General features: G+C 30.3%; 19 protein-coding genes. All 19 read right to left on the reverse strand.

What is annotated here, in order from left to right; translation table 11 throughout:
• Position 1: 1 nt before the first annotated feature.
• The 19 genes from L6651_RS02050 to ftsY all read right to left on the reverse strand — a co-directional run bounded on the left by L6651_RS02050 (position 2) and on the right by ftsY (position 13,388).
• On the reverse strand, positions 2 to 571 hold the full coding sequence (locus tag L6651_RS02050) for a lysophospholipid acyltransferase family protein (RefSeq protein WP_237036396.1): 570 nt from the start codon (positions 569 to 571) through the stop codon (positions 2 to 4).
• Positions 564 to 1,448, reverse strand: coding sequence for a (d)CMP kinase (gene cmk / locus L6651_RS02055; protein WP_255784606.1), 885 nt, complete (start codon positions 1,446 to 1,448; stop codon positions 564 to 566). The genes L6651_RS02050 and cmk overlap by 8 nt, the downstream gene beginning before the upstream one ends.
• Positions 1,438 to 2,670 (reverse strand): BaiN/RdsA family NAD(P)/FAD-dependent oxidoreductase, encoded by a 1,233-nt coding sequence (locus L6651_RS02060; RefSeq protein WP_237036397.1) that lies wholly within the window; start codon positions 2,668 to 2,670, stop codon positions 1,438 to 1,440. The genes cmk and L6651_RS02060 overlap by 11 nt, the downstream gene beginning before the upstream one ends.
• Positions 2,667 to 3,071: a tRNA 5-(aminomethyl)-2-thiouridylate-methyltransferase MnmM gene (mnmM, locus tag L6651_RS02065; protein WP_331473714.1), complete on the reverse strand. Its 405-nt coding sequence runs from the start codon at positions 3,069 to 3,071 to the stop codon at positions 2,667 to 2,669. The genes L6651_RS02060 and mnmM overlap by 4 nt, the downstream gene beginning before the upstream one ends.
• On the reverse strand, positions 3,026 to 3,223 hold the full coding sequence (locus L6651_RS02070) for a hypothetical protein (RefSeq protein WP_237036398.1): 198 nt from the start codon (positions 3,221 to 3,223) through the stop codon (positions 3,026 to 3,028). The genes mnmM and L6651_RS02070 overlap by 46 nt, the downstream gene beginning before the upstream one ends.
• Entirely contained in the window at positions 3,216 to 3,575 is a 360-nt protein-coding gene (locus tag L6651_RS02075; RefSeq protein WP_237036399.1) for a hypothetical protein, read from the reverse strand. The genes L6651_RS02070 and L6651_RS02075 overlap by 8 nt, the downstream gene beginning before the upstream one ends.
• Positions 3,575 to 4,264, reverse strand: coding sequence for a pseudouridine synthase (locus L6651_RS02080; RefSeq protein ID WP_237036400.1), 690 nt, complete (start codon positions 4,262 to 4,264; stop codon positions 3,575 to 3,577). The genes L6651_RS02075 and L6651_RS02080 overlap by 1 nt, the downstream gene beginning before the upstream one ends.
• Positions 4,251 to 4,793, reverse strand: a complete 543-nt coding sequence (gene scpB, locus L6651_RS02085) for an SMC-Scp complex subunit ScpB (RefSeq protein WP_237036401.1) — start codon at positions 4,791 to 4,793, stop codon at positions 4,251 to 4,253. Before scpB ends, L6651_RS02080 begins: the two co-directional genes overlap by 14 nt.
• Entirely contained in the window at positions 4,783 to 5,517 is a 735-nt protein-coding gene (locus L6651_RS02090) for a segregation and condensation protein A (protein ID WP_237036402.1), read from the reverse strand. Before L6651_RS02090 ends, scpB begins: the two co-directional genes overlap by 11 nt.
• Positions 5,518 to 5,520: 3 nt before the next feature.
• Positions 5,521 to 6,138: a site-2 protease family protein gene (locus L6651_RS02095; RefSeq protein WP_237036403.1), complete on the reverse strand. Its 618-nt coding sequence runs from the start codon at positions 6,136 to 6,138 to the stop codon at positions 5,521 to 5,523.
• Positions 6,139 to 6,666, reverse strand: coding sequence for an NUDIX hydrolase (locus L6651_RS02100; protein ID WP_237036404.1), 528 nt, complete (start codon positions 6,664 to 6,666; stop codon positions 6,139 to 6,141). It lies immediately after the preceding gene.
• A gap of 1 nt (position 6,667) precedes the next feature.
• Positions 6,668 to 8,368 (reverse strand): DNA repair protein RecN, encoded by a 1,701-nt coding sequence (recN, locus tag L6651_RS02105; RefSeq protein WP_237036405.1) that lies wholly within the window; start codon positions 8,366 to 8,368, stop codon positions 6,668 to 6,670.
• Positions 8,369 to 8,379: 11 nt separating this feature from the next.
• Positions 8,380 to 8,832, reverse strand: coding sequence for an arginine repressor (locus tag L6651_RS02110; RefSeq protein ID WP_237036406.1), 453 nt, complete (start codon positions 8,830 to 8,832; stop codon positions 8,380 to 8,382).
• A gap of 101 nt (positions 8,833 to 8,933) precedes the next feature.
• Entirely contained in the window at positions 8,934 to 9,776 is an 843-nt protein-coding gene (locus L6651_RS02115) for a polyprenyl synthetase family protein (RefSeq protein WP_237036407.1), read from the reverse strand.
• The gene (xseB, locus tag L6651_RS02120) at positions 9,769 to 10,002 is read right to left on the reverse strand and encodes an exodeoxyribonuclease VII small subunit (RefSeq protein ID WP_237036408.1); all 234 of its coding nucleotides are present in this window, start codon (positions 10,000 to 10,002) and stop codon (positions 9,769 to 9,771) included. Before xseB ends, L6651_RS02115 begins: the two co-directional genes overlap by 8 nt.
• A complete protein-coding gene (gene xseA / locus L6651_RS02125; RefSeq protein WP_237036409.1) occupies positions 9,992 to 11,329 on the reverse strand; it encodes an exodeoxyribonuclease VII large subunit in 1,338 nt (445 codons plus the stop codon). Before xseA ends, xseB begins: the two co-directional genes overlap by 11 nt.
• Positions 11,322 to 11,729 carry a transcription antitermination factor NusB gene (gene nusB, locus L6651_RS02130; RefSeq protein ID WP_237036410.1) on the reverse strand — a complete coding sequence of 136 codons (408 nt, stop codon included), beginning with the start codon at positions 11,727 to 11,729 and terminating at the stop codon, positions 11,322 to 11,324. Before nusB ends, xseA begins: the two co-directional genes overlap by 8 nt.
• 46 nt (positions 11,730 to 11,775) lie before the next feature.
• Entirely contained in the window at positions 11,776 to 12,114 is a 339-nt protein-coding gene (locus L6651_RS02135) for an Asp23/Gls24 family envelope stress response protein (RefSeq protein WP_237036411.1), read from the reverse strand.
• A gap of 53 nt (positions 12,115 to 12,167) precedes the next feature.
• Positions 12,168 to 13,388, reverse strand: a complete 1,221-nt coding sequence (gene ftsY, locus L6651_RS02140) for a signal recognition particle-docking protein FtsY (RefSeq protein WP_237036412.1) — start codon at positions 13,386 to 13,388, stop codon at positions 12,168 to 12,170.
• Positions 13,389 to 13,396 lie beyond the last annotated feature (8 nt).

Consider the following 13,396-nt stretch of genomic DNA (forward strand, 5'->3'; position numbering starts at 1 on the left):
GTTACTCCTCAATATCGTATATTTTCTTATAAACTTCCATTGTTATCTCTTTGTTAGTTTCTCTTCCTAATTCTTTAAAGTCTTCAGGGTAAACCAAATCTCTAAAGCTTACTTTTATAGGTCTAAAAAGTTTATATTCAGTGTCTATATATACAGGAAGTATAGGTGCTCCAGTTCTATTTGAAATCATCCCTACGCCTTCCTTTATATTATCTGCTGAAACTGTTTTTACTCTAGTACCTTCTGGAAATATTCCAAGAACATCTCCTCTTTTTAATATGGACATGGCAGTTCGAACGCTCTTTAGGTCTGTCTTTGATCTATTTACTGGAAAAGCTTCCAGCTTTTTTACAAAATAACCTAATACCGGTTTATTAAATAACTCCTCTTTGGCCATGAAAAAAATTTTTCTATCACAAACCTGTGCAAGTACAACTGGGTCTAATGCACTGGTGTGATTGGCACAAATTATTAAAGGACCATCTTTTGGAATTTTATTTTTATCATACACTTCAAATTTAAAAAATAATTGAAGCATACCTCCACAAAAAACTTTTAAAAATTTATACATCAATACCTCTTATAATATTTATAATCTTTTCTACGACCTCTCTTAAAGTCATTTCCGTGCTATCTATTAAATGTGCATCTTCCGCTTGTCTAAGAGGAGAGATTTCTCTATTTGAATCAAGTACATCCCTTGCCTTTAAATCCTCTAAAATCTCTTCATAGCTTTTGTTTAAAGAAGACTTTTCATCTTTAAAACGCCTCATGGCTCTTTCCTCAGCGGTAGCAGTTATGAAAAACTTATATTTTGCATTTGGAAAAACCACCGTTCCAATATCTCTGCCATCTAGCACAATAGATTTACCTTTTGAAATATTTCTTTGTGAATCAACAAGAACCTCTCTAACAATAGATATAGCAGAAACTTTAGAAACATTTTTTGTAACTTCGTCTCCTCTTATTTTTTTAGAAATATCTTCTCCGTTTAAAATGACACTGTCTTTTTCTATGTCAATATTTATATTTCCAATAACTTTTTTTATTTCTTCTTCAGTTAAACTTATATTTTCTTTTAACAGATAATAGGTAAATGCTCTATACATGGCTCCTGTGTCTAAATAACTTATATCAAGTATCTTAGCAATTTCTTTTGCCACAGTACTTTTCCCAGAAGCTGATGGTCCATCAATTGCAATGACAAAATTTTCTTTTCCCAATATGTCTATAGTAATATTCTTGTCATCTTTATCTTCTAATATTGATGTCTTTACAAATCCTTCAAAATTAAACTTGTCTAAGTGATTTGAAACTTCTTTATAGTTTTCAGGAATTGTTATAAGCACATTGTTTTTAGTAGTATCGATTTTTTTTAATTCTTCATAAATAAGATTTGCAATATCTTCACTACTTTTGCCTTCTAGTTTTAAATTATTAATTATCATTACAATCATCCTTTATGCTGCTTCCTGCAAGAAAGCCTGTAGAGTAGGCTATTTGTAAATTATATCCTCCTGTAAAGGCGTCTACATCTATAACTTCACCTACAAAGTACAGATTCTCTACTTTTTTAGATTCCATTGTTGATGAATCTAGTTCCTTAACATCTACTCCACCTCTAGTTATTATGGCTTCATTGAAGTCTCTTAAACAATTTATATTAAATTCGAGACCTTTTATAGTCTTTGTAAGTCTGTGTCTTTCTTCTTTAGTAATTTGATTTATCTTTTTATCTCTAGGAATATTAGAAATTTCCAAAACAGGCTTGATTAACGATTTAATTAAGAGATCCCTTAAACCATTTTCAATGTCCTTGTTGATATACTTGTTGAAATCTCGATTTATTCTATCATCTAACTGATTATAATTCAAACCAGGCTTTAAATCTATTGATAAGGAGCATTTCTCCTTTGGATAGATTAGTGATGATAGACTTAATATTGTTGGACCTGAAATTCCAAAATGAGTGAATAGTGCCTCTCCAAACTCTTTTTTAAATGGCTTTCCATTTTTATTTAAAGCAACTTCTACATTTTTCAAATTAACTCCGGAAAGCTCTTTATGAATTGAGCTATTTAAATTAAGTCCCACAAGCCCTGGGTAGATGTCAGTTACTTCAATTCCAAAGTTTTTTGCAAATTTATAGCCATCACCTGTTGAGCCAGTTTTCTTATATGAGTTTCCTCCAGTGGCAATTACAAGATAGTCACATGAAAAACTACTTTCCTTGGAATATAACCTAAATTTATCATCTACTTTTTCTATATACCTTATATCTTCATCAAAAATCAGATTAATCCCTCTGTCATTTAAAATTTTTTTAAATGTCTTTATAACATCCGATGATTTGTCTGATACAGGAAAAACTCTATCTCCCCTTTCAACTTTGTATTCCAAACCATATTCACTTAAAAGATTTAAAATATCCATATTACTAAAAGAGTAAAGTGCAGAATACATAAATTTTTCATTTCTGTTAATTTCAGGAAAGAACTCAGATATATCCTTGTAATTTGTTATATTGCATCTACCCTTGCCAGTAATATATAATTTTTTACCAAGTTTTTCATTTTTTTCTATAATGGTCACATTATTATTTTCATTTTTCGCTGCAATGGCCGCCATCATTCCTGCAGGCCCACCACCAATAACTATAACTTCTTTCATTTTATTTTCTCCAACACAATTAGAAAAGGAGGATTATTTTTTTGATTTATAAAATCAAATTTAATAATTTCAAACTCCTTTTGATTTAATTCTCTTAAATATTTTTCAATATGTATAGCTTCTTCTAGTCCAGATGGATGTCCTGGATAGAATGTAATAAATACCCTACCATTTAGATTTAATTTTTCTAGTAATACATCAAGACTTTTAATTACCTTTTTATAATTAGTTACAATTTTTTTATCGCCCTTTGGCAGGTACCCCAAGTTATAGACCGCAATATCTATATTTTCCTTTACATATTTACCTATGTACTCATGGCTATCTAAAATAAGGTTGATTTTAGACAACTCGTCTAAAGAAAATTTATCTTTTGTATTTTTAATACTAATCTCTTGGATATCAAATCCATAAAAATGCTATCATTTCCCAAAGTAGAAAATATTTTTCTTAGATCATTTCCATTTCCAAGGGTCATATCAACCGCAACCAAATTCTTCCCCTTATAATCTTCTAAAAAAAGATCCAGTAGTCCATTGCAATTTTTAATCATTACAACAACTTCCCTTTAAAAAATCTAAAATGTAGATAGGTGATGGTGGAAGTAGGTCTTTTAAATCTTTATTTTCGTAGTTAAGATATTCAAACCCTAGGTCATAAACCTTTGAAGCTGTTGCTTTAAGATAGAAATTTTTATCAAAAAAATCAAAATCCCCTACAACTAAAAAGTCTTTTAAGTAACATTTTTTGCCATCTATTTCTATTTGAGAGTACCCAACTATTTCTTCATCTTCAAATAATGTGAAAAAAATTTCTGGTTTTTCATAATTTGAACTTAACTCAATATTGTATTTTTCTTTAAAGTACGATAAATCATTTGGATTTGAATCTTTAACAATAAGCATTATAAACTCCTTAAATAATCTAATTCTTCTTTTGTAAGTTTTCTAAATTCTCCTTCAGGTAGATTTTTATCACTTATTTTTCCTATGGAAATTCTCTTTAAGTCAATAACCTTACATCCAATGTAATCAAACATTCTTCTAACTTGTCTATTTCTTCCTTCAGATATGGATATTTGAAACTTTAAATTAGAAATCTTTTTTATTTTAGCCCTCTTAGTTAAGTATCCATCCATTGGTATTCCTTTTTTTAATCTATCTAAATCTACTTCTTTAGGCTTTTTATCTAAAATGACTTCATAAGTCTTAAATATATCTTTTTTTGGATGGGTCAATTTATAAGTCAATTCTCCATCATTTGTAATAATAATTATTCCCCTACTGTCCTTATCAAGTCTTCCAACTGGATATAGCCTCTCATTAGAGTCAATTAAATCTATAACTGTTTTTTCAGCAAATGGATCTTTTACCGTGGATACATAGCCAACAGGTTTATTTAAAAGAAAATATTTAAACTTCTCAAGGGGAGCTACCACATTTCCATCAAACTTAACAACATCATCTGGTAAAACTTTGGTTCCTAGTTCTTTAACCGTTTTTTCATTTATACTTACCCTTCCCTGAGATATTATTTCATCCGCCTGTCTTCTAGAGCAAACTCCACTATGAGCAAGATATTTATTGATCCTCAACTTTATCCACCTCTAAAAATAACTGTTCAACTTCATTTTTTTGTGGAAGTTGTTTTAAATTAGCTAGGTCGAACACACGTAAAAATTCATCAGTGGTTCCATAAAGTATTGGTCTTCCAATTTGTTCCAGTCTACCAACTTCCATTATTAAGTCTCTTGAAAGTAATGTGTCAATTGGACCTTGTGATCTAACTCCCCTAATCTCTTCGATTTCAATTCTTGTAATTGGTTGTTTATAAGCTATAATTGAAAGGACTTCCATGGATGAATTTGTAATATTTTTGTTTTCGTTTTTATTAACTAACTTTTTTACATAGTCTAAATTGGTTTCCTTTGTAACATATTGGAAATTATCTCCATATTGTTTTAGCTCAAGTCCTCTATCGGAAGAGTCGCAGTCAAACATCATTTCATTTAGTATTTTTTTAGTCTCTCCCGGAGTTTTTTCTATTATCTTTGCAATTTCTTTATATGAAAGGGGTTCGCCCCATATATATAATAATGATTCAATTATAGATTTATAATTCATTTTCACACCTTAATTCTATGAATATTTCATCAAAGTTTTCATTTTGATAAAGTTTAACTTCATTTATCTTTAATAGTTCCAATATGGATAGAAATAGAGTAATCATCTCACTTACATGCATATTATCATGGAAAAAATCTGAAAAATTCTTTTTTCTTCCCGGTTTTAAATTGTCTCTAATAACATCCATGTATTCATCGACAGAAAATTCTTCTCTTTGCAATATATCAAACTTTTCTAGGTTTTTTTGCCTCTTTTCAATTCTGTTTAGCACTTTACATAATTCATTGTAAAGTATTGTGCCATCTCCAATTATTTTATTTTCTCTTTTGTCTTCAAAAAAATCGGACAAATCTTCCTGCAACTTAGGATATGAACTGTCCGCCTTATCTTTATGTTTTTGTAATTCTTGTGAAAGTTCTTTAATTTTTTTATATTCTCTAAGTCTTGTTAAAATCATTTCTTCCGTAACTGTCTCTTCTTCATCTAAAAATTCATTTTTTGGAAGAAGTTTTTTTGACTTTATCTCAAGTAATGTACTTGCTAGAAAAACAAAATCTGCAATATTTTCTGGATTTATTGTCTTTAAAGCCTCAACTTCCCTTAAAAAGTCTTCTGTTATGTCACTTAATCTTACAGTGTAAATATCTATCTTGTTCTTTTCTATTAAACTTAATAACAAGTCAAATGGACCTTGAAAATAATCAGTTTCAATTTTATACATATTCTACCCCAATAAACCATACATGAGTTTTAAGACAAAATCAGACATGGAAAGTACCACTTTCGATATTGCACCTGTAAAAATAAGAGCAATTAGTATCATGTTTGTATATCTTTCAATACTCAACAATTTATAAGTCATCTTTTCCGGTAAAAAGGTCATTACAATTTTTGAACCATCCAGCGGAGGTAATGGTATTAAATTAAACACTCCTAGTAGTACATTATACTGTACCATTGACTTAACAAATAAAACCAAGTACGGATTTGCATCTACCTTTAGTATTACAAGGTCAAAAATTATAAGAAATATAAATGCTAACAAAAAGTTAGTCAATATTCCTGATATAGAAACTAAAAAATCTCCTAGTTTTCTCTTTCGAAAGTTGTATGGATTAATCGGCACTGGCTTTGCCCATCCAAAACGGAAAATAAATAGTGATAATGTTCCAAGTAGCGATAGGTGTTTAAAAGGATTTAGCGAAAGTCTTCCACTGTCCTTTGCCGTTGTATCTCCCATATATAGGGCAGCTAATCCATGTGCATTTTCGTGTAGTATTAGCGATATTAAAAGAGCTGAGTAGATTACAGCATATGTTAATATAGTTTGAGTATTAAACATTTAACTTTTCCTAGCCTTCAGATATAAAAGTCCTATAATAGTCTTTGAGTCTTCAATCTTTCCTTCTTCAATCATATTTAGAGCTCCTTCTAATGTGTATTCCTCAATATTTAAATCTTCTCCTTCATCCTCTTGTAAAGGGCTTGAGAATAGATCTGTAGCTAAAAAATAGGACATTTTTTCATCTGTAAATCCCGGAGATGAATAGGAATCAAAAAGATATTCAAAATTCTTTGCATCATACTTTATCTCTTCTTGTAACTCCCTTTGTGCTGCCTCTTTTGGAAGTTCATTTGACTCAATAAGCCCTGCAGGAAGTTCTAAAAGCTCTTTGTCTACAGCCTTTCTATATTGACGAACAAATACAATTTTGTCATCTTTCATTGCGATTATAGTAACTGCATTTGCATGTTCGACAATTTCTCTTTTTGAGTATTTTCTATTCTTGAGTTCAACGGTATCAACTCTTAAATTTAAAATTCTTCCCTCATATATCATTTCAGATTTTATTGTCTGTTCTTTACTCATTTTATTTCTCCTCTTCGTTAAATTGAAACCTTCCCTGCTCAATCATATCAATTGCCTGATTAATTGTGTTCTCGGTTATGTTAATTCCACCTATAAGTCTTGATATTTCCATTACTCTTTCTTTATCATCTATAGTTCTAATGTTTGAAATAGTATCTACGTCACGTTCGCTTTTTTCTATTAATTTATGCGATGAAGCAAGTGAAGCTATTTGCGCAAGGTGAGATATTGTTATAATCTGTCTTGACTTTGAAATCTTCTGTAGTTTTTCACCTACTAAAATTGCAGTTCGTCCACTAATACCCGTATCTACTTCATCAAATATTAAAGTGTCAACATTGTCTATAGATGCTAGTGAAGTTTTAAGTGCCAACATAATCCTGGAGAGTTCTCCTCCAGACGCCACTTTGTTTAACGGCATTAGAGGTTGACCCACATTAGTAGAGATATTAAATTCTATAATATCATTTCCCGTTGATGTTATTTTTTCATCTTCATAAAAATCAATAGAAAATTTTGCATTTGGCATATTTAGCCCTTTAATATTTTCGAGAATATCTTTTTCAAGTTTCTTGCTTACTTTTTTTCTTATGTCTGTTAAAATATCACATAGTTTTTTGCAATCTAAGTACTTTTTATTAATTTCTTTATTAAGTCTTTCAATATTTTCTTCTATTTTTTCTAAAGCATTAAGTCTTTCTTTTGAACTTTCTCTAAAATCTATTAAATCAGAAATATCAGAACCATACTTTCTCTTAAGACTTGTAATGTTTGCAATTGTATCATCTAAGAGTTGTAATCTCTCTTCATCGTAGTAAAGATGGTCTTGATAACTTTCTATATCTCTATACACATCTTCTAGTTCATAGTAGGAAGATTCTATTCTATCAAAAACTTCCTTTAATTCCAAATCTAGTTCTTTTAATTCTGAAAGTTCATTTACTATTTCAGAAAGTGATCCTAACACTTCAAATTTTCCAAAGTCGTTCGCTTTTAAGCTTTCGGATATTTCAGCTATGGATACTTTTATACGGTCAACATTGCTAAGAACTTTAAATTCGTTTTCAATTTCTTCTTCATTAAAATTTTCTAAATCAATACTCTCTAACTCTTCAATTTGAAATCTTAAAATATCTTTTTCTCTATCTATTTCTTCAGAGCTCAAAGAAAGGCTAGATAACTCACTTCTTAAACTTTGTAATTCTTTTAAATTTTTATTTAAGTCTTCTAATATCTTTTTATTTCCATTAGGACTAAAAGCATCCAATATGCTTATATAGTTTGATTTGTTTAAAAGAGTTTGGTTTTCATTTTGGCTATGAATGTCTATTAAATCTTGCATCATCTCTTTTAAAAAGCTAAGGGTAACATTTCTTCCGTTAATTCTATTATTACTTGTCCCCTCACTTTTAGACTCTCTAGTTACAATTAAAACGCCATCTTCTAATTCATAACCCATTTCCTTGAATCGATTTAACTTTTCTTCTGAAGATATTAAAAACTTCCCTTCCACAATGGAAGTATTTCCATACTGACCAATATATGATTTTTGAAATCTATCACCAATCAATAGTTTTAATGCATTTACTAATATGGTCTTACCTGCACCAGTCTCCCCAGTAATAACATTAAAAAATGGATCGAATTCTACTTGCAATTTTTCAATTATAACAAAATTTTGAATATAAAGTTCTGCTAACATGACTCTCCAATTTATTTCATCAATGCTTTAATTTCATTAACAACTTCATCTAGTTTTCTTTTATCGTCAACTGCTATAAAGATTATATCATTTCCTGAAAGAATCCCACTAATATGTTTTATCTTTGCATTTGTAATGGGCACTGCAGATACAGTCGCCGTATGGGAAATAGTTTTTACAATAACCATCTCGCCATTATGATCAATACTAAGTACTGCGGATTTAAAAATTTTATTAAGCCTCTCATTTAATGAATCATGTACAGTGTCAATTACTGAATAATGATATTCTCCATCTTTTGTCTGAACCTTTGTAATCCTTAACTCTTTTATATCCCTTGATATGGTAGCTTGAGTAGCAATAACTTCATTTTGTTCAAGTAATTCCGATAATTCTTCCTGCGTTCTTATTTCATACTTGTCAACTAAATCTAGAATCAGTCTCTGTCTTGCATATTTTTTCATATAATACTCCTTATTACTTAATTATATGTTTCTTAACTTATGTAATCTCATTATTTCAGTTAAAGTCACTCATATATGATAATAAGAGCTTTTAAAAGCTCCTATATATCTCTATTAATAAAATTATTTGTCAAATCTTCTAAAAACTCAGTGTTTTTATTTAAAGATTTCAAACAATTCATAGCATTCTTAGAATGGTCCTCAATAAGCTTTATCATTTCTCCTTTGTCCTTAATCAAAGTTGCAAAGGTAAGCTTTTGAGACTCTAAATCCTCTTCATAATCAAGCATGTCATCTCTAAGTTGAAAAGCTAGGCCAAAGTTATATCCAAATTTTTCTGATAATATAACTTCCTCTTCAGTTGCTCCTGCTGTAATTGCAGCACATTTGCAAGCCGCTTTTATTAATCCACAAGTCTTTTTATCATACATATCAAAAAAATCAGACTCGGTTTCTAACTTATTTTGAATATCTATCACCTGACCATAAATCATTCCTTCATATCCAGACTGCGAATATAGATAATTTGAAGCTTCAACAAATAGTTCTTTATTATCCGAATTTGAAATGGCAAGTAAAATTCTTTCCATGCTTTTATTAAGAAGACCATCGCCAATTAGAACCCCCATATCCTCCCCATACTTCTTATGTACGGTAGGCTTTCCCCTTCTCATGTCATCATCGTCCATACAAGGAAGGTCATCATGAACAAGAGAATAGTTGTGAATTAATTCTATGGCATAAGCAAAGTCCATACAGGCTTCATCAACTTCTTTGAAGAGACTATAGAATTCTATAAATAAAATCGGTCTAAATCTCTTTCCATTATTCATTAGCGCATAAAAGGAACCGTCCTCTAGGATATTTTTATCCGTGAAAACTTTTTCAAGTCCCTTATTAACAATATCTTTTCTTAAATCGTACTCTTTTATAAAATTATTCATCACTATTTAATATATTAGGATCAAAATCAGATTCCCCTTCTTCTGTCATCATCCTAATCTTCCCTTCTTCTCTATCAAGTATTTCCATTAAATTTTTATGAAGCGCCAATGCCTCTTCATAAAGCTTTACATTTTCTTCCAAAGTAATATTGTCATCTTCTAACTTTTCCAATATTTCTTCAAGTCTCTTTAAACTTTCTTCATAGTTTGAAAATCTATTTTCCATTATCAACACTCCTTATTTCTGCGGTTGCTGTTCCATCTTCAAAGTGAAGTTTTAAAATTTTCCCAATTTCTAAATCCTTCGCCGACTTAATATATACACCTTCTGATGTGGCTCTAATATATCCAAGCTTCTTTATTCTTGAATCATTATGACATTCTATTCTAGACTCTAGTGTTTTTAGCTTCAATCTTTCTTGATCCAATTTCGAAAAAGCTTTTATATTTATAATCTTTTTAATATTGTCCACTTCATCTTTTAAAATTTTAATCTTATCAATGGGATTATGTTTTACCAAAGATATATTAAGTTTATCTAAGGCATCTCTTCTGCTTAAAATATTTAGCTTAGCTTGTCTATCAATCCTTATTTTTAATTTATCATTTTCCTCTTTCAATTTTGAAATTTTATCTAGAGGGTTATAAATTTTAAGGATGTTCAGATAATAGTCTAGTTTTTTTCTCTCTTCGAAAAAGTAATTTGAATAGGCTTTTTCAATCAAATCTATCTTTTTATTCAAGTCTTCCTTTAAATCAATTAGATTTGGTGTACATAGTTCTGCTGCAGCCGTTGGAGTTGGCGCCCTAAGGTCTGAGACAAAGTCAGATAACATATTGTCCACTTCGTGACCAACTGCAGAAATTATTGGTTTTTTCGAGTTAAATATCTTTAAAAGCAATTCTTCATCATTAAAGCAATTTAAATCTTCAAAAGATCCTCCACCTCGACCTACCACAATAAAATCTATAAAGTCATGTGAGTTTAATACCTCTATCCCATTTATTAAACTCTGTGGTGCATTTTGTCCCTGTACTATGGCTGGATAGACATATATATTTGCTATGGGAAATCTTCTCTTAATTGTGGTAATAATATCTCTAATGGCAGCTCCATTAGGAGATGTTACTACACCAATATTGTTGGGCATTTTTGGAATTGGACGTTTATGTTTTTCATCAAAGTATCCAAGTTCTTTGAATTTTTCCTTTAAGAGTTCGTATTGCCTATAGATATCTCCAATGCCTGTATTAATAACCTCTTTTACAAGAAGTTGATAGTAGCCACCCTTTTCGTATGTTATTACACTTGCCCTTAGCGAAATCTTATCTCCGTCAGAAAGCTGTAAAGTTTTAGAAATCTCCATGTTTCTAAAAATGATACATTTTATTGATGCATCTTCATCCTTTAAACTAAAATAAATATTTCCTGAAGATTTTTTGAAGTTTGAAACCTCTCCTTCAACAAATACATTTATGAGCATGGGATCTCTTTTTAGTAGAGTTGAAATATATTTACTTATTTCTGATACACTAAATGCTTTGCTATTCACAGTCCTCACCTTTTGAGATACTTCCTAATACGCCGTTTATAAACCTGTACGAATCTTCTGATGAATATTTTTTTGCTATTTCAACAGCTTCGTTAATAGAAACTCTAGCAGGCACGTTGTCATCAAAAAGAATTTCATTTGTGGCAACTCTTAATATTGATTTGTCGATGCAATAAAGTCTATTGAAATCCCAGCCAATTAAATTAGCTATAATTTTTTCGTCAATTTCTTCGAGATTATCTATAATTGAAAAAATTGAACCTTCAATAAACTCTCTATGCTTGTCATCTATTTCAAAATGATTAATAAAACTTTCGACTTCTTCTTTTTCAAATGTTTCGTTTATAGTGATTTGGAAAATAAATTTTACAATCCATTCTCTAGCTTCTTTTCTAGTCAAAATTCCTCCATAAAAAAATCCCTCTTATCACAAGAGGGATAAAATCTTAATATATACCAACAACACTTGTGTTTACTTGTGACACATTCAAACCTGTAAAGTTTTCTACATTTTCTTTTATTTTTTCTTGAATATTTCTTGAAACTTCAGGAATTCTAACTCCCATTTTCAAAATTACATTTACATTAATATTCACAAAATCTCTTCCAATATTCACTTGAACAGCCCTTGAAGCTCCTCTAAGTCCATCTGTGATTCTTTCTCCGAATCCTCCCGCAAGTCCTGCCACTCCGTCAATTTCTAGTGCAGAAGTACTTGCAATTTTATTTATAATCTCGTTTGATATCTTTACACTACCATTTTCAAATTTATTTTTATTCAACATATTTATCCCCCATTTCATTTTAACAAATGTTATATTTCATTGCAATAAAGTAATCAATTGAATATTGCAGAAATAAAATCTTTTGGATTAAATTCCATTAGTTGATCTATCTGTTCTCCCACTCCAATATACTTTATTGGAATGTTAAATTCTGATTCTATTGGAAATACCATTCCACCCTTTGCAGTTCCATCGAGCTTTGTTATAACAACTCCTGTTATATCTGCAACCTCCTTAAATTGTTTTACCTGTAAAATTGCATTTTGTCCTGTGGTTCCGTCTACTACAAGAAGAACTTCTTTCCTTGCATCAGGATACTCTCTATCAACAATTCTATGAATTTTTTCTAATTCATTCATTAAATTCTTCTTATTGTGAAGTCTTCCTGCTGTATCACAAATTAAAATGTCTGTGTTTTTCGACTTTGCCGATGCTATTCCATCAAACACAACCGATGCTGGGTCAGCGCCTTCTTGGTGAGAAATTATATCTACACCAGCTCTGTTAGACCATTCGTTTAACTGTTCTATAGCCGCCGCTCTAAATGTGTCAGCAGCTACAAGTGTTACAGATTTACCTTCATTTTTATATTTAGAAGCAAGCTTTCCTATGGTAGTTGTCTTTCCAACTCCATTTACACCTATAACAAGCATTATTAGTGGAGTGTCTTTAATATTCATACTATTGTCAAGATTTGCTTCTTCAAGTTTTTCAATCATGATGTTCATTAACATACTCTTTACTTCTTTTGGATCTTTAACCCTCTTAAGCTTAACTTGATCTTCTAGCTCATCCATAATATTCATTGTTGACTCTACGCCAATGTCTGCAGATATTAAAATCTCTTCTAGCTCTTCAAAAAGCTCTTCATCAACCTTTTGGTATCTTGCTAATGCGCTGTCGATTTTGTTTGAAATATTGTCTCTAGTTTTTTGAAGTCCACTAAAAAGATTGTTAAAGAAGCCTTTCTTTTCTTCAGTTTTTACTTCTTGAACCTCTTCGGTTTCAACAACTTCTTCTACTTCTTTTTCTTCAGCAGAATTTAAATCCTTAACTCTACTTTCGTTATCTATATCTTCTTTTTCTTCCGTAGAGTTAAGATTTTCTTCGATAGAATCCTTTAAATGGTCAATATTTTCTTGAATATCTTTAGACTCCTCTTTTATATCTTCTAAATCTTTTTCTACCGATTCTTTAGTCTCTTCAATTTTTTCTTTTATTCCAGGTTCTTCTTTGTCTTTTTTCTTAAACTTATTAAAAAAACTCTCTAACATAGTACCTC

The organism is Mediannikoviicoccus vaginalis (genome assembly GCF_928097925.1).
GTDB classification, from domain to species: Bacteria; Bacillota; Clostridia; order Tissierellales; family Peptoniphilaceae; genus Mediannikoviicoccus; species Mediannikoviicoccus vaginalis.